Annotated in this window: 11 protein-coding genes; 3 read left to right on the top strand and 8 right to left on the bottom strand. The window is 73.7% G+C overall.

Translation table 11 applies throughout. From position 1 onward, the window contains the following. The first annotated feature begins 88 nt into the window (after nt 1-88). The gene (locus tag ACW14Y_RS03165) at nt 89-1045 is read left to right on the top strand and encodes a helix-turn-helix domain-containing protein (RefSeq protein ID WP_456985780.1); all 957 of its coding nucleotides are present in this window, start codon (nt 89-91) and stop codon (nt 1043-1045) included. 484 nt (nt 1046-1529) lie between these two features. Here the strand turns inward: ACW14Y_RS03165 and ACW14Y_RS03160 are convergent, their stop codons facing one another. Continuing rightward, on the bottom strand, nt 1530-1898 hold the full coding sequence (locus ACW14Y_RS03160) for a PRC-barrel domain containing protein (RefSeq protein ID WP_380309689.1): 369 nt from the start codon (nt 1896-1898) through the stop codon (nt 1530-1532). A 170-nt stretch (nt 1899-2068) separates the two neighbouring features. Here ACW14Y_RS03160 and ACW14Y_RS03155 point away from each other — a divergent pair, with 170 nt between their 5' ends. Then, on the top strand, nt 2069-3124 hold the full coding sequence (locus ACW14Y_RS03155; RefSeq protein WP_402723749.1) for a mechanosensitive ion channel family protein: 1056 nt from the start codon (nt 2069-2071) through the stop codon (nt 3122-3124). A 38-nt stretch (nt 3125-3162) separates the two neighbouring features. On the opposite strand, the gene ACW14Y_RS03150 is transcribed toward ACW14Y_RS03155, so the two are convergent. From ACW14Y_RS03150 to ACW14Y_RS03140, 3 genes are all read right to left on the bottom strand, one after another. Further along, nucleotides 3163-5382 carry a DUF7507 domain-containing protein gene (locus tag ACW14Y_RS03150; RefSeq protein WP_456985779.1) on the bottom strand — a complete coding sequence of 740 codons (2220 nt, stop codon included), beginning with the start codon at nt 5380-5382 and terminating at the stop codon, nt 3163-3165. Nucleotides 5383-5611: 229 nt separating this feature from the next. Further along, nucleotides 5612-7903, bottom strand: coding sequence for an MMPL family transporter (locus ACW14Y_RS03145; protein ID WP_456985778.1), 2292 nt, complete (start codon nt 7901-7903; stop codon nt 5612-5614). Between the two features lie 185 nt (nt 7904-8088). Next, nucleotides 8089-9726 carry an ABC-F family ATP-binding cassette domain-containing protein gene (locus ACW14Y_RS03140; RefSeq protein WP_456985777.1) on the bottom strand — a complete coding sequence of 546 codons (1638 nt, stop codon included), beginning with the start codon at nt 9724-9726 and terminating at the stop codon, nt 8089-8091. Between the two features lie 424 nt (nt 9727-10150). On the opposite strand from ACW14Y_RS03140, the gene ACW14Y_RS03135 reads away from it, so the two are divergent. Next, nucleotides 10151-11440, top strand: coding sequence for a cytochrome P450 family protein (locus tag ACW14Y_RS03135; RefSeq protein WP_456985776.1), 1290 nt, complete (start codon nt 10151-10153; stop codon nt 11438-11440). 80 nt (nt 11441-11520) lie between these two features. Here ACW14Y_RS03135 and ACW14Y_RS03130 read toward each other — a convergent pair whose 3' ends face one another. The 4 genes from ACW14Y_RS03130 to ACW14Y_RS03115 form a co-directional block, all read right to left on the bottom strand. Continuing rightward, complete coding sequence (locus ACW14Y_RS03130; protein WP_456985775.1) at nt 11521-12285, bottom strand: glucose 1-dehydrogenase; 765 nt, start codon at nt 12283-12285, stop codon at nt 11521-11523. Continuing rightward, complete coding sequence (locus tag ACW14Y_RS03125; RefSeq protein WP_380441172.1) at nt 12282-12917, bottom strand: TetR/AcrR family transcriptional regulator; 636 nt, start codon at nt 12915-12917, stop codon at nt 12282-12284. The genes ACW14Y_RS03130 and ACW14Y_RS03125 overlap by 4 nt, the downstream gene beginning before the upstream one ends. A gap of 158 nt (nt 12918-13075) precedes the next feature. Next, nucleotides 13076-14626, bottom strand: coding sequence for a TolB-like translocation protein (locus ACW14Y_RS03120; protein ID WP_402723745.1), 1551 nt, complete (start codon nt 14624-14626; stop codon nt 13076-13078). Nucleotides 14627-14836: 210 nt separating this feature from the next. Further along, nucleotides 14837-16033, bottom strand: coding sequence for a hypothetical protein (locus ACW14Y_RS03115; RefSeq protein WP_456985774.1), 1197 nt, complete (start codon nt 16031-16033; stop codon nt 14837-14839). Nucleotides 16034-16086 lie beyond the last annotated feature (53 nt).

Here is a 16086-nt window from a genome sequence, read left to right as displayed (position 1 = left end):
GCACGAGCATTACTGACATGATCATCGTCGGAAACGGATTCGATCCTGGTCGAATCCTCAGCTGACCTGAACCGACCGGGGGCCCGCCGTGCTCGTCTGGGAGTTCTCCGCCCAGGACCTCGCCAGGACCAGGTTCGCCTGCTCGCCGCTCGCCGAGGTCGCCACCAGCGTCGAGGTGCTGAAGGAGCCGGGTCGACACGCTGTCCACCTGCCCTGGGTGCGGCAGGCGAGGCAGCGGCTGGCCGGGGTCGACTGGTCGCTGCTCTCCCAGCTGGTCCGGCTGCCCACGGTGTACGTGCCGGACTTCCTCACCCCGGTCCCGGTCGACACCTCGCCGACCATCGAACAGGCGGTGGCCGCGCTGGCCGCCACCGATCCGGCCGCGGTGCGCCGCGACCTCTCCCGGCTCACCGGTGAACTGCCGCCCCTGGTAGCTGAGTTGTACGGCGACCCGGAGGCGGGACTGGCCCGGCTGGCGGGCGAGGTCCTGGCGTACTGGGCGGCCGCGATCGCCCCGCACTGGCCGCGCATCCAGCGCCTCACCGAGGGCGAGATCCTGCGCCGGGCCCGCCAGATGTCGACCGGCGGCCCGGCCGCGCTCTTCGCCGACCTGCACCCGCAGGTGAGCTGGGAGCGCGACACGTTGAGGATCGGCCACCGGGTGGACGTGGAGCGGCGGTTGGACGGCGAACGCGGCCTGGTGCTGGCCCCCACCGTCTTCGCCTGGCCGGGTGTCTACTCGCAGCAGAACCCGCCCTGGCAACCCGGCCTGCTCTATCCGCCGCGCGGGGTGGCCACGCTCTGGGAGAACTCCGGCGCCGCCGTCCCGGACGGCCTGGCCCGGGTGATCGGCCGCACCCGTGCCCGGTTGCTGGCCGAGCTGGACTGCCCCGCCTCCACCGCCGAACTCGCCGCCCGGCTGGACCTGTCGGCGGCCAACGTGTCGCACCACCTCACCGCGCTGCGCGAGGCCGCCTCGCCGCCCGCCACCGCACCGGCCGCACAGTCCTGTACGCCCGCACAGAAGCTGCCGAACTCCTCCTGAAGGTCCGTCACTGACCTCGAAGTCGTCCTGTCGTGGGGGCTGACGGTTGTGGATCGTTACGGTATCCCGCGTGTGACTGATCATTTCGGAATGAGTTCGGCTCAGGGGTCGGCAGTTGACAGGTCTGCGCGGCAGAGTGCTGCACGTATCGGATGATCGTGTGCCTGACGACTTGTGGGAGCGGACGGATCCGCTGCCGCCACGTCCGTCACGGCGCCGCGCTGTCCCGGGCGGCTTCCCGCGGACGACCGTGCTGCCCCGCGTGGCATCGTGTACGCGCTGTGCAAGAGCGTGAGCGGCGAGACCTGTGGTTGCCATGACGGCCGACCTCCGGGAACTTGCTGACCTTTTGCTGACCCCGGACGTTCGGTCATGCCCCCGGAGCTGCGCCGGGGCGGCAGCGCTGTGACAGCGGCCCCGGGCCCTTGTGCGGGCCCGGGGCCGTGCTGTCGTCCCGATGATCCTCGGGCGTCGGGCGGGCCGGTCAGAAGCGGCGGCCGCCGTAGAACGGGTCGTAGTAGACGGCGTAGCGGTCCTGGAAGTCCGGGCTGCGGTCGGTGTCCTCGACGCCCAGGGTGGGGCTGTGCTTGATGTCGTCCTTGGTGCGGTCGATGTAGACCTTCTGTTCCGCGATCTCGATCCGGATGACGGTGCCGGCGGGGAGCAGGACCAGGCGGCCGAAGATCCAGGGGCCGGTGTCGACGACCAGGTACTGCGAACCCATCGCCTCGGAGAGGCGGTCCACCTTGCCGACGGAGCCGTCCACGGCCTCCACGTGGAATCCGATGAGGTCGGTGCCGGCGGTGTGGCCGGAGGTGTCGCGGAACTGCCAGAGGTTGACGCCCTCGCTCATGTGTCCTTCTCCCTTCGGTCGTTGGTGCCGGTGCTGCACCGCTCGGGTGCCCCGGTCCGGCGGATCCATGCCACCTGTCCGCCGGGAGGTGTGGTCCGGCCCGGTCGGGAAAGGCGAGGCCGCGGACCGGGCGGCGGGCCCGGCGGCGCGAGTGGACAGGAGAGCGGGACATGGGGTGGAGTCCGGTACGACTGGCGGTGGCGGCCCTGGCGGCGGTGCTGCTCGCGTACGGCCTGGACCGGGCCGAGCGGGCTGTGGTGCGGCGGGTGACCACCGACGGCGGGGCGACGGGGGTGCCGCGTGTGCTGGCGCGGTGCCGGCGGCCGTTGCTGGCGCTGACGGCGTGTCTGCTGCTGCTCGGCGCGCTGCCGTGGATCGACGCGCCGCCCGCCGCCCGGGACGCGCTGCGGCACCTGGTGGTGATCCTGGCGATCGCCGCCGGCGGCTGGCTGGGGGCCCGGGTGGTGGTGCTGCTGGTGAACGGCACGGTGCGGATCGCGGTGCACCGCCGGGACCCGGCGTGGGCCGGTCGGGCCAGGACGCAGGCCGATCTGCTGGGCCGGATCTGCCAGGCGGTCGTGGCGCTGGCGACGCTGGGCGCGATCCTGATGACCTTCCCGACGGTGCGCGGGGTCGGGACGAGTCTGCTGGCCTCCGCCGGACTGGTCGGCCTGGTCGCGGGTGTGGCGGCCCAGAGCACGCTCGGCAATGTCTTCGCCGGTGTCCAGATGGCGTTCGGGGACCTGGCCCGGATCGGCGACGTGGTCGTGGTGGCGGGGGAGTGGGGGACGGTGGAGGAGATCACGCTGACGGCGGTGGTGATCGCGACCTGGGACCAGCGGCGGATCGTGATGCCGATGTCGTACTTCGTGGGCCGTCCGTTCGAGAACTGGTCCCGCCGGACCAGTCGGATCACCGGCACGGCGCTGCTCCACCTCGACCACCGCGCGCCGGTCGGGAAGCTGCGCGAGGAGTTCGACGCCTTCCTGTCCGGGCAGCCGCTGTGGGACGGCGAGGGCAGCGCCCTCCAGGTGGTCGACACCACGCCCACCACCATCGTGGTCCGGGCGCTCGCCACCGCCGCGAACGCCGAGGACGCGTTCGAGCTCCGCTGCCGGCTGCGCGAGCACCTGATCGGGTACCTGGTCGAGAACCACCCGCAGGCCCTGCCCCGGGTCGGCGTGAACGACGCCGTCCCCGGCGGACGGGTGGAGGACGGGCGCTGACGCCGCCCGTCCTCCACCCGTGCGTACCGGCCGGGCCGCTACGACCTGCCGGTGCCGCGGGTGCGGTCGTACCGGGTGGCCAGGGCCGCGAAGCCGAGGGTGACCAGCGCGCCGGCGCCGGTGGCGGCGCGGCGGGCGCCGTCGGTGCCGGTGTCGGGGAGGGCGCCGGGGAGGGCGCCGGGGTGGTCCGGGGCCTCCGCCGCGGTCGGCTGGGTGCCGTCGTCGTGGCCGGTCACCCAGTGGGCGGGCTGGACGGAGACCGGGTCCTCGCCGTGGCCGGGCGTCCAGGGGTGTTCGCCGGGCTTGCAGGTCGGGACGGTGACGGTGTTACTGGTGGCGGTCACGGTGGTGCCGTCGGGGGTGGTGGCGGTGACGGTCGCGTGGTCGGTGACCTTCCCGGCGTGCACGTCCGCGGCGGTGGTCCTGTACCGGGCGGTGCAGGTGGTGGAGGCGCCGGGGGCGAGGACGGTGACGGGGCAGGTGACCGTCGGGGTGCCGGGGCCCTGGTCGGTGACGGTGACGCCGGAGACCGGAACGGTGCCGGTGTTGGTGACGGTGAACGTGTAGTGGAGGGTCTCCCCGGCGGCGGAGAACTCCTTCTCCTTGGCCTTCTTGACGACGGTCACGCCGCCGTAGGGGACGGTGACCTGGTTGCTGGTGCCGGTCACGGGGGTGCCGCCGGGGGCGCTGCCGGTGGCGGTCGCCGTGTTGACGACCCGTCCGGCCTGCACGTCGGCGGCGGTGGTCGTGTACTGGGCGGTGCAGGTGGTGGAGGCGCCGGCGGCGAGGACGGTGTCGGGGCAGGTGACCGTCGGGGTGCCCGGGCCCTGGTCGGTGACGGTGACGCCGGTCAGCGGCTGGGAGCCGGTGTTGGTGACCAGGTAGCCGTAGTGCAGGACCTGCCCGGCGGCGGTGAAGACCTGCTCGGTGGCAGACTTGACGACGGTGACGCCGCGGGTGGGAACGTTGACGGCGACGGTGGTGGTGCAGCCGCCCTGGGTGGCGCAGCTGCCGCCCTGCCCGGTGGGGGTGGCGCTGTTGGTCAGCGCCCGGTCGCCGGTGTCGGGCGTGTTGACGGTGACCTGGTAGCTGACGGTCGCCGTCGCGCTCGGGTTGACCACGCCGGTGTAGGTGAGAGTGGTCCCGGTGACGGAGGCGGCGCCGGTGCTCGCGCTGACGGAGCCGGGCACGAGGGTGGCGTCGTCGAGGACGGCGGCCAGGTCGTCGGTGAAGTCGGCGTTGGCGGCCACCGTGCCGGTGTTCGTCACGGTCACGGTGTAGGTGACGGTGGCGCCCTCGTCGACAGGGCCGGCCGGCGCCGCGCCCTTGGCGATCGTGTAGGCGGGGGTGACGCAGCTGCTGGAGTCCTGCGGGGCGGTGGCACCGTAGAACCCGGAGCCGGTCGCGGAGACGGCGGTCACGGGCAGCGGGTCGGTGGACGGGGCCGTCGGGACGCTGTCCAGCCGGTCGATCATGCCGTCCGAGGCGAACGCGTACACCGAGCCGCCGGACTGGGCCGCGCCGAAGGTCTGCGGGACGGTGCCGATCCGGGTGACCGTGTTGTCCGGGTGGATCCGGAAGACCGGGGAGGGGGTGCCCACGACGGCGCCGGCCGGGGAGGCGAAGGCGAGGACGTCGCCGTCGGCGAGGGTGAGGAAGTCGCCGGCGGACACGAATCCGTCGGGGAAGGCGTAGGGGGCGAGGGTGCTCACCCCGGTGGCGGGGTCGACCAGGTAGATCAGGTTGGTGACGAACGAGCCGGTGATCAGCATGCCGTCGGAGCGGGCGGTGAGGCCGTTGGCGGCGGGGGGCGAGAGTTCCGCGAGCGGGCCGGTGATCGCGACGCTCGCGGTCTCCGCACCGGTGGCCGGGTCGATCGTGTAGAGGACGGGCGCGTCGGGGAAGCTGACGCCGTAGAGCTTGGAGCCGTCGGGGGCGAAGGCGATGTCCCCGTAGTCGCGGACCAGTGGGGCGCTCGCCAGCACGGTCCCGGTGGTGTCGTACTCGATCAGGCTCTGCGTCGCGCCGCCGGTGTTCGCCCACAGCGGGACCGGCGGGCAGTCCGCCCGCACCGCCCGCGGCGGGGCCGAGCCCGCGGTACCGGGGCTCCCCGCCGGGGCCGGGCTGCCCGCGGCGGCCGGTGGGGAGGCCGCGGCGGGCGTGGTTCCCGCCAGGCCGCAGGCGAGTGCGACGCCGATGGCGACCGCGAGGACCGCGGGGAGCGGTCGCCGGTGGGACGGGGAGCCTGTACGTGGCATGGGCGGTCGGCCTTCTGTGCTGGGCGGGGAACGCGCGACGGGACCGGCCTTCCGGTCGACGGGGCGACTCTCCGTCAGGTGACGGGTGGAAGGTGGTGCTCCCACCCTTCACCGCAGCGTGACCGGCGGCTACCCAGAGTGCTCTCTCCGGGTTCCGGGGCCGGCCGGGCCGGGGACGCGTCCTTCGGAACACGCCGGGCGGACGACGCCGGGATCCGAAGGACGCGCCCTACACCTGCTCGCTCTCGCCCTCGGCGTCGATGTGGGGGAGGATCCGGTCGAGGAAGCGGGGGGTCCACCAGGCGGAGGCGCCGAGCAGGGTCATCACCGCCGGGACGAGCAGCAGCCGGACGATGGTGGCGTCCACCAGGACGCTGACCGCCAGGCCGAGGCCCATCATCTTGATCACGATGTTGTCGCTGACGATGAAGGCGGCGAAGACGCTCACCATGATCAGCGCGGCGCAGGAGATCACCCGGGCGGTGATCTCCAGGGCGTGCGCGACGGCGTCCTGGCTGCGGCCGGTGCGCAGCCAGGCCTCGTGCACCCGGGAGAGCAGGAAGATCTCGTAGTCCATGCTCAGCCCGAAGACGATCGCGAACATCATCATCGGCACGTAGCTCTCGATCGGGACCGTGCCGTTCACCCCGAGCGCCGGGCCGCCCCAGCCCCACTGGAAGACCGCCACCAGGACCCCGTACGAGGCGGCGATCGACAGCAGGTTGAGCACGGCGGCCTTGACGGCGACCAGCAGGCCGCGGAAGACGGCGAGGATGATCAGGAAGGCGAGTCCGACCACCACCGCGATGATCAGGATCAGCCGGCTCGACACGATGTCCAGGAAGTCCACCTGGGCGGCGGTGTTGCCGGTGACGTAGGTCTTCGCGCCGGTGCCCGCGACCGAGTCCGGCAGCACGGTGTCCGACAGGTGGTTGACCAGGTCGGTGGTGGCCTGGTCCTGCGGCGAGGTGGTGGGGACGACGGTGTTGAACAGGACCGCGCCGTCCGGGCTGAGCTGCAGCGGGCCGACGCTCGCCGCGCCGGGCAGGCCGGTGAGGGACTGCTGCACGGCGCTCTGGACGGCCGGCCGGTTCTCGGCGGGGACGGCGCTCTGGTCGACCACGAGGGTCAGCGGGCCGTTGGAGCCGGGACCGAAGGCCTCGGACATCAGGTCGTAGGCGCGCCGGTCGGTGAAGTCGCTGGAGTCGGCGCCGTCCCCGATGTGGCCGAGCTGGATGGAGAACAGCGGGATCGCCAGGATCCCCAGCGCGACCACGCCGGCGATCAGGTACCACCAGGGGCGCCCCTCGACCCGGCGGGCGTAGCGGTGCCAGACGCCGGTCTCCGCACCGTCCTCGCCGTTGCTCTCGGCGATCGGGCGGCCCACGGTGATCCGGTCCATCCGGCGGCCGATCAGCCCCATCAGCGCCGGCAGCAGGGTGAGGGCGCCGAGGACCGCCGACACCACGGTGACCGCGGCAGCGACCCCGAGCTTGGCCATGAAGGAGATGCCCGACACCGACAGCCCGGACAGCGCGATGATCACGGTGCAGCCCGAGACCAGTACCGCCCGGCCGCTGGTGGCCACCGCCTGTCCGGCCGAGGAGACCGGATCCACCCCGTCCATCAGGTTCTGTCGATGGCGGGTGAGCAGGAAGAGCGCGTAGTCGATGCCGACCCCGATGCCGATCATGGTGGCGAGGGTGGGCGCGACGGTCGCGAAGGTGGACAGCGCCGCGATCAGCCCCAGCACGCCGAGGCCGACCACCGCCGCGAACAGTGCCGTCACCAGCGGCAGTCCGGCCGCGATCGCGCTGCGGAAGCCGATCAGCAGCACGACGATCGCCACCGCGAAGCCGATCACCTCGCTGAGGCGGTCGTCGGGTTCGGGCTGCGCCAGCTCGCCCAGCGGGCCGCCGTACTCGACCTGGACGCCGGCCTCCCGCAGCGGGGCCACCGCCGCGTCCACACCGTCCAGGTAGCTCGGGTCGAGCAGGGTCGGGTTGGTGTCGAAGCGGACCGTGATGTAGCCGGTCAGACCGTCCGCGGCCAGCGGTCCGCCGGGCGGGGCGGGCTGCCCGGCCGGCGGCAGCGGGCTCTGCGCGCCCAGCACGTGCGGCAGCTGCGACAGCGAGGCGACCACCTGGGACACCTGCGGGGCGAAGTCGGTCAGGGGCTGGGCGTCGTGCAGCACCACCTGGGAGCTGGTGCCGGCCGCGGCCGGGACGTGCGCCTGGAGGACCTGCTGGCCCTGCTGCGCCTGGGAGCCGGGCAGCGAGAAGTCGTCCGAGTAGTCGCCGCCGACCGTCTTGTTCGCGGTCTGGACGGCGGCCAGCGCCACGATCCACAGCACGATGACCAGCACCGAGTGGCGGGCGCACCACTCGCCGAGCCGCCGCAGCCCCGAGCGCTTGGCCGGTGGCGCGGCGGCGGAGGGGCCGCGGCGGCCGGACGGCGGCGTGGACCGCGGGTCGGGCTTCGGGGCGGACGGCGGGTAGGGCTGCGGATCGGACGGCGGCATGAGCGGCTCCCGGTCTTCGGCGCGGTTGCGCAGTGATCCGGAGCAGCGTCCCCGGGCCGCCGCGCGGACCACGCCGTACTCGCCGGTAGTCGCCCCGTCGGCGGTGGTCCCCCCGTCGGCGGTGGGCGCCCCCGTCGCCGGTGGTCGCCCCGGTACCGCTGACGGGACGACCACCGGCGGCCGGGTCAGGACGAGGTGGGCACCGCCGCCTCCCGCAGCCCGCCGTCGGACAGGTGCAGCCGGCGGGTCACCCCGATCCGCTCCAGGAACCGCTCGTCGTGGCTGACCACCACGAACGCGCCCCGGTAGGCGGTCAGGGCGCTCTCCAGCCGGCCGACGCTCACCAGGTCGAGGTTGTTCGTCGGCTCGTCCAGCAGCAGCAGGTGCGGCGCCGGGTCCGCGCACAGGACGCACGCGAGGGTGGCGCGCAGCCGCTCGCCGCCGGACAGCAGCCCGACCGGCAGGTGGGCGCCGGCGCCCCGGAAGAGGAACCGGGCCAGCAGGTTCATCCGCTCGACCTCCGGCCGCTCCGGGGCGGACGCGGCGAAGTTCTCGGCGACCGTGCGGTCCGGATCGAGCAGGTCCAGCCGCTGTGACAGCCGGGCGATCCGGCCCTCGGCCCGCCGGACCGTGCCGCCGTCCGGGGCCAGGCTCCCGTCGATCAGCCGCAGCAGGGTGCTCTTGCCCGAGCCGTTGGACCCCGTCAGCGCGATCCGCTCCGGGCCCCGGACGGTCAGGTCGACACCGGGCTCGGTGAACAGCTCCCGCCCGCCGAGCCGGACCCGCAGCCGCTCGCCGAGGAACAGGGTGCGGCCGGCGGGCACCTGGGTGTCCGGCAGCTCCACCACGATCCGCTGCTCCTCGCGCAGCCCCCGCTCGGCCTCGTCGAGGCGCGCCCTGGCCGCGCCGACCCGGCCGGCGTGCACCTGGCCGGACCGGCCGGCGGCCTCCTGCGCGCCGCGCTTCATGGTGCCGGCGAAGATCTTGGGCAGCCCGGCGTTCTTGAGGTTGCGGGCGGCGTTGCTCTGTCGGCGCTCGGCCCGCTCGCGGGCCTGCTGCAGCTCCCGCTTCTCCCGCTTCAGCTCCTGCTCGGCGCTGCGGACGGTGCGCTCCGCGGCCTCCTGACCGGCCCGGACGGCCTCCTCGTAGGCGGTGAAGTTGCCGCCGAAGAAGTGCAGCCCGCCCCGGTCCAGCTCGGCGATCCGGTCCGTCCGGTCGAGCAGCTCGCGGTCGTGGCTGACCAGCAGCAGGCAGCCGTGGAAGTCGTCCAGCGCGTCGTAGAGCCGGTGCCGGGCATCGCGGTCGAGGTTGTTGGTGGGTTCGTCGAGCAGCAGCACGTCGGGGCGCCGCAGCAACTGGCCGGCCAGGCCCAGCGAGACGATCTGGCCGCCGCTGAGGGTGCCCAGGTCGCGGTCGAGGGCGAGGTGGCCCAGGCCGAGGCGGTCGAGCCGGTCGCGGCTGCGCTCCTCGATGTCCCAGTCGTCGCCGATGGTGGTGAAGTGCCGTTCGTCGACGTCACCGGACTCGACCGCGTCGATGGCCCGGATCACGTCGGCGACGCCCAGGACCTCGGCGACGGTGAGCCCGGCGGTCAGCGGGAGGGTCTGCGGGAGGTGGCCGAGGACGCCGTCGACGGTCACCGACCCGGCGGAGGGGCGCAGTTCACCGGCGAGGAGCCGGAGCAGGGTGCTCTTGCCGCTGCCGTTGGGGGCGACCAGGCCGGTCCGGCCGGGGCCGACGGCGAAGGAGAGGTCCTGGACGACGGGGGTGTCGTCGGGCCAGGAGAAGGACAGGTTGGTGCAGACGACGGAAGCGCCGGACATGGCGGTGACCTCGTGGAGTGACGGGGCGGGGCAGCAGACACCCGCCCGGGGGCCGGACGAAGGGGAGGAGGGGTCGACGAGCGGGCCGCGGCAGCGGTGCTTCGATGCACCGGCGAGCGACCTGTCGGCTCCGGGTGATCACCCGGAGATGTCGTCGTCCACCACCATGTCCGGTCTCCTTGGGGAAGTGGTCCGGGGAAGGACCACAAAAAAGATCAACGTCCCCGGCAGGCTAACAGTCGGGATTCTCGGTCGCCACCCGATTTCCGGCGCCCGGGCGGCACGGGGCCCGACGAGTATCTGATGCACCGTCAACGTCCGTGCGGCACAGGCCCTCTCGACGTGACCGGCGTGCGGCGGCATGCTCGACCCCGTGCCCGGCCCGACCGCCGCGCGCCCGCGTCACCCGAGCGAAGGAGCCCCCGTGGAACGACTCGTACTGGACCCGACCGGTCGCAACCGCGACGCCGAGACCGCCGAACTGTTCGAGCGCGGCCCGGCGACGCCCGTCGACCTCCTGGGGGTGCGGGCCTGGGCGGTGGCCGACCCGGAGCTGCTGGAGGAACTGCTCAAGGACCCCCGGGTCTCCAAGGACGGCCTCCAGCACTGGCCGGACTTCGCCGAGGTCGTCCCCACCTGGCCGCTGGCGATCTGGGTGGCCGCCCGCAACATGTTCACCGCCCACGGCGCGGAGCACCGGCGGCTGCGCCGGCTGGTCGGCACCGCGTTCTCGGTCCGCCGGATCAACGCCATGACCGAGCAGGTCGAGCAGCTGACCGGCACCCTGCTGGACGACCTGGCCGCGAAGCCGCCGGGCACGCCCGTCGACCTGCGCGAACACCTCGCCTACCGGCTGCCGATCCAGGTCGTCGCCCGGCTGCTCGGACTCCCGGACTCGCTCACGGACAGCTTCCGCACCACCGTCGACCGGGTCTTCGACACCACCCGCACCACCGACGAGGCCGTCGCCAACATGACGACCTTCTACGCGATGCTCGACGAGCTGATCGCCACCAAGCGCCGGGAGCCCGCCGACGACATGACCTCGCTGCTGATCGCCGCCCGCGACACCGGCGACGGGGAGGACGCGGCCGACGGGTCGGAGGGGTCGGGCAGGTCCGGCGGGTCGGGCAGGGCGGACGCCGCCGCCGGTGCCTCGGCGCTGACCGAGGAGGAACTGCGCGACACCCTGCTGCTGGTCGTCTCGGCCGGCTACGAGACCACCGTCAACCTGATCGACAACGCCATCGCCGCGCTGCTCACCCACCCGGAGCAGCTCGCCCTGGTCCGGTCCGGCAAGGTCGGCTGGGGCGATGTGGTCGAGGAGGCGCTGCGCCGCGACGCGCCCGTGGCGCACCTGCCGCTGCGCTTCGCCATCGAGGACATCGAGCTGCCCGGCGGGGTGGTCCTGCGGAAGGGCGACCCGATCCTGGCCTCCTACGCCGCCGCCGGCCGCCACCCCTCCCGCTACGGCGAGGACGGCGCCGTCTTCGACGTCACCCGCCCGGTCAAGGAGCACCTGGCCTTCGGCCACGGCCCGCACTTCTGCCTCGGCGCCCCGCTGGCCCGGCTGGAGGGGGCGACCGCGCTGCGGATGCTCTTCGAGCGGTTCCCGGACCTCGCCCTGGCCCCGGACGCCGACCTCCGGCCCGTCGAGTCGCTGATATCCAACGGGCACCGCGAGCTCCCGGTCCTGCTCCACGGGGTGCGGTAGGGGTAGGCGGCGGCGCGTCGCGTCCCCGTCCCATCAAGGACGGGGACGCGACGCGCGGGAGGCCGGGGGAAGCGTTCGGCTCACTGCCCCATGACGTACTTGACGGTCGGCCCGGTGGTCCAGCCGCCGTCCACCGCGAGTTCGGCGCCGGTCACGTAGGAGGCGTCGTCGGACAGCAGGTACACCACGGCGGTGGCGATCTCGGGGGCCTCGCCGACGCGGGCCATCGGGGTGTTGGGGTAGTTGCCCTCACCCTGCCGGATGCCGACCGCCGCCGTCATCGGGGTGTAGGTCATGCCCGGGTGCACCGAGTTGACCCGGATCCGCTCGGTGCCCAGCTCGACCGCGCCGATCTTGCTGAGGCCGCGCACACCCCACTTGGAGGCGCCGTAACCGGCGGTCAGGGCGAGGCCCATCAGGCCGGCCGCCGAGGAGATGTTGACGATCGAGCCGCCACCGGCCGCGCGCATCGCCGGGACGACGGTCTTCATCCCGATGAACACCCCGGTCAGATTGACGTCCAGCACCTTGCGGAAGTACGCCACGCTCTCGTCCGCGAGCAGGGTCCCGGTGGAGATCCCGGCGTTGTTGACCAGGCCGTGCACGGCGCCGAACTCCGCCACCGCGTGGTCCACCACGCGCTGCCAGTCCTCCTCGGAGGTCACGTCGTGCCGTACGAACCGGGCCCGCTCGCCGAGCTCGGCGGCGGTGGCCAGGCCGTCCTCCTCCAGGAGGTCGGTGATCACCACGTTGGCGCCGGCGGCGACGGCCAGCCGCGCGGCCTCGGCGCCGAGGCCGCGGGCGCCGCCGGTGATGACGACGGTCTTGCCGGTCAGGTCGTTCATGACGTGCTCCTGGAGGGGGTGGGGGCGGAGAGCATGGCGGCGGACATCGTCACCAGGTCGGCGAGGAAGGTCTCCTCGTCCGTCAGGGGAGTGGACCCGGTGAGGTACTGCTGCGCCCGGTCGGCCAGTGCCGCGCCGATCACGGTGAGGACGAGGTCGAGGCGCTCCAGCCGGATCGGCTCCGGCAGGCCGGAGATCCGCTGCTCGGCCAGCTCGATCAGCCGCCAGTAGCCGCCGCCCGCGAGGGTGGGGTGCGGGGTCCGGGTGCGGACGCCGCTGCTGTGGCTGATCTGGGCCGAGATCCGCAGGCAGTGCCGGCCCTGCTCGGTGCGCAGCTCGGTGGCCTCGGCGGTGACCAGGGCGTCGAGCAGCCCGGGGAGGTCCTGGTCCGCCAGGGTGGGGAGCCCGGGCGCGAGCGCGCGTTCGGTGCGTTCCTGCCGGGCGGCCATGATCGTGTCCAGCAGCCCTTCGCGGGAGCCGAAGTGGTACTGCACGGCGGACGGGTTGCTCTGTCCGGCCAGTCGGACGATGTCCTTGGTGAGCGAGGCCTCGACACCGCGGGTGGCGAAGAGTTCCTCCGCCGCCCGGATCAGCCTCTCGCGGGTCTCGTGGCCCGCCGACGTCCTTGCCATGCTCCAAGATTAATACTGGGCATTATTAATCGCAAAGCAGGCCGCCGCCCGGTCGGCGTGTCGGGGGCGGGAGGCGGGGGCGGGGCGGTCGCCACGAAAACGGGCCCGACCGGCGCGAGCGGCCGGTCGGGCCCGTACTGACAGCCCCTCCCGGTCCGTCAGCCGTTCTCGTTCCCGTCCCGGTCGTCGTGGTCGCCCCGGTGGCGACCGACGGACGTGGTGAAGACCTGGGAGTCCTCGGCCGCCGGAGCGTCGGTGCCGGCCACCAGGTTGCGGCTGGTCGAACCGAACACCACCGTGCGGCCCGCGGCGTCCACGAAGGGCTCCCGCGACGAGCCGTTGCCGAGCGAGCCGTCGGCGGCGGTGGAGACCCGCTCGGTGCGGCCGGTGCGCAGGTCCTGGCGGTAGACGTCCCAGTCCGGGTGCTGCGGGCCGGCCACCAGGTTGTCGGCGGCGGACTCGAAGTAGAGCCAGCGGTTGTCGGCGGTGATCGAGCCGTGGTCCGAGGAGCCGATCGAGCTGGTGCCTGGCAGGCCGCCACTGACCTTGGTCACGGTGCCCGTCCGCAGGTCCCGGACGTGGAGCACCGTGTGGTAGCGGTGACCGCTGGTCGAGCCGCCGGGCTCGGGCAGGGTGTAGATCGCGCGCCGCCCGTCGGGGCTGATCGTCGCCTCGAAGCTGGAGTAGCCCAGCGTGCCGTCGGTGCCCACGCTCACGGGGGTGAGCCTCCCGGTGGGCACGTCGTAGACGTAGTAGACGGCCGCTGTCGGGTGGGAGGCGAGCGACTGCGCCGCCCCCGGCGGGGTGATCCGGCGCGCGGCCTCGGCGGCGCTCGGGGTGAGTTCCACGTCCGCGGCGGCGGGGTCCTCGGGGGTCTGCTGGTCCGGCCGCAGCGCGGAGAGCGAGGAGAAGCCGATGGTGCGGCCGTCCGCGCTGATCGTCGGGTGCACCGAGAGGCTCTCGCCCGGCTTGCCGTTGAAGTCCTTGGAGACCAGCCGGGTGGTGTGGGTCCGCCGGTCGGTGAGGTAGACGTTGTACTTCCAGGTGTACGGCCGGGCCAGCGACGGGTCGGTGCCGTCGGCGGGAGGCTCGGTGTCCACCACGGTCGGGTCCAGGTCGGTCCGGGAGGACACGAACGCCACGTACCGGCCGTCCGCGCTGATCGAGGGCGCGTAGGAGGAGTGGTACTGGTCGGTGTCGGTCCCGGCGGCGCTGCCGCTGATCAGCTCGGTGCGCCCCGTCCAGCGGTCGCGCAGGTACACCTCGGTGCGCCCGGTCACCCGGGCGCCGGGGGCCACGCCCTCGGCCTCGCTGTCGAAGGCGACGTAACGGCCGTTGGCGTTGATCGCGACGTAGTCGGTGAAGCCGTTCAGCGGCTCGTCCGCGTCGGAGAGGTTCACCCGCTCGGTGCGCCCGTTGCGCAGATCGGTCACATAGGCGTCGCGCCCGCCCTTCGAGGGCTGCCCCACCAGGTTCGTGCCCCAGGAGGTGAACAGGGCGTAGCGGCCGTCGGCGCTGATGCCCTTGCTGAACGACTGTCCGTCGGGCGCGGTGCCGTTCACCCCGGTGCTGATCTGGACGGTACCGTGCGCCACCGGCCGGGCCAGGGCCTGGGCCGGGGCGGCGGTGGCGGCGATCACGGCGGCCGCGGCCAGCACTCCGCCGCCCGCGAGCCAGCGGTTGCGGGACGTCCGGCTGGTACGTGTCATCAAGGCATTCCCCTCAGATCGCCCGGCCGGGCTCCCTCCCGGTGGCGGGCTTTCCGGGAAGCCAATCCTCCGGACGGCCGGTCGTCAACGATCGAGGGGGATCCGAACCGGAAGATACGTCAACTGACTTATATAGCAAGGGAATCATCCGATCGATGGGATCGCCGGGGCTCCGGCGTCGGCGCTTCCGCGGCCCCTCGGGATCCTCTGTCAGGGGCGGTCCGGGAGGACGGCGACGGCGAGCGGCAGGTGGCCGACGGGGACGCGGGAGGTGCGGCCGGTGGCGATGTCGACGACGGTGAGGCCGTCCCAGCCGCCCTCGCGGGTGAAGCCGCCGGAGACGTAGGCGGTGCGGGCGTCGGGGGACAGGGTGACGGTCTCGTGCGGGCCGTCCAGCGGGACGAGGCGCTCGCTGCCGTCGGGGGCGCGGACGGTGAGGGACGGTCCGGCGTCGGTGGCGGGGTCGATCGGGCCGGTGCCGACGATGTAGAGGGTGCCGTCGGGGGCGGCGGTGATGCCGTGCTGATGGGTGTCGGCGGTCATCGGCTCGACGGTGACCCGGCCGGTGGACGGGTCGACGACGGCGAGCCGCTCGCCCTCGAAGGGGAGCAGCAGGGCGCCGTCGGAGGGGCGGACGGCGGCGTAGTGCGGCTTCAGCCAGGAACCGAGCCCGCCCTCGGTGCCGTACGGCGCGACCTCGGTCCGGCGGGCGGCCCAGGTGGCGGTGTCGACCGTGACGACGTCGAAGGAGTCGTGGTCGGTGACGTAGACCTGGCGCCCGTCGGCGGAGACGTCCACGTCGAAGGGTCGGCGGCCGACCGGGACGACCCGGACGACCGCCCGGGTCGCGGTGTCCACGACCTCCAGGGTGCCGTTGCCGCCGGGCACGTTGACGCCGACGTAGGCGCGGGTGCCGTCCGGGGAGAGCGCGATGCCCATGCCGCCGCCCCGGTACTCGCCGGTGGTGACCGGCCCGGTGCGGGTGGTGTGGGGCACCAGGGCGACGCGGGTGCGGGTACGGGTGTCGACGACGGCGACGCCCTCGGCGGTGGCGACCCAGGCGGTGCCGTCGGGCGCGACCGCGAGGCCGTACGGGGCGGTGCCGACGCGGACGGAGCCGAGGTCGGCGGCGCGGCCGGGGCGGGAGGGGTCGACGAAGGTGACGGTGTCGGCGCCGAAGTCGGTGACGAGCAGTGTGGGGGAGGGGGTCCCGGCTGTGGCGGCGGTCGTAGCGCTGGGCGTGGCGGTGGCGGTGGCCGTCGCGGTGGCGGTGGGCACGGACGTGGGCACGGGCGTAGGCGCGGGCGCGGGGGCCGGGCCGCCGCAGGCCGCGAGCAGGGTCGCGGTCAGCGCGGTCGGGACAGCGGACAGGACAGCGGTGCGGGCGCGTGCGGCGCGGGTGGTCACGGCTCCTCCTCGGACTGGGCCGCCTCCCACCCTCCGTCATCGGGCCGGGGTCG

This window comes from Kitasatospora sp. cg17-2, from assembly GCF_054031055.1.
The sequence above is the reverse complement of the archived record's forward strand: the minus strand, read 5'-3'. Positions and strand labels throughout refer to the sequence as shown.

Coding starts and splice junctions, on each gene's coding strand:
- ACW14Y_RS03145 (WP_456985778.1), bottom strand. CDS start 7,903: ATGCCGCCGTCCGATCCGCAGCCCTACCCGCCGTCCGCCCCGAAGCCC.
- ACW14Y_RS03130 (WP_456985775.1), bottom strand. CDS start 12,285: ATGAACGACCTGACCGGCAAGACCGTCGTCATCACCGGCGGCGCCCGC.
- ACW14Y_RS03125 (WP_380441172.1), bottom strand. CDS start 12,917: ATGGCAAGGACGTCGGCGGGCCACGAGACCCGCGAGAGGCTGATCCGG.
- ACW14Y_RS03160 (WP_380309689.1), bottom strand. CDS start 1,898: ATGAGCGAGGGCGTCAACCTCTGGCAGTTCCGCGACACCTCCGGCCAC.
- ACW14Y_RS03155 (WP_402723749.1), top strand. CDS start 2,069: ATGGGGTGGAGTCCGGTACGACTGGCGGTGGCGGCCCTGGCGGCGGTG.
- ACW14Y_RS03120 (WP_402723745.1), bottom strand. CDS start 14,626: ATGACACGTACCAGCCGGACGTCCCGCAACCGCTGGCTCGCGGGCGGC.
- ACW14Y_RS03140 (WP_456985777.1), bottom strand. CDS start 9,726: ATGTCCGGCGCTTCCGTCGTCTGCACCAACCTGTCCTTCTCCTGGCCC.
- ACW14Y_RS03150 (WP_456985779.1), bottom strand. CDS start 5,382: ATGCCACGTACAGGCTCCCCGTCCCACCGGCGACCGCTCCCCGCGGTC.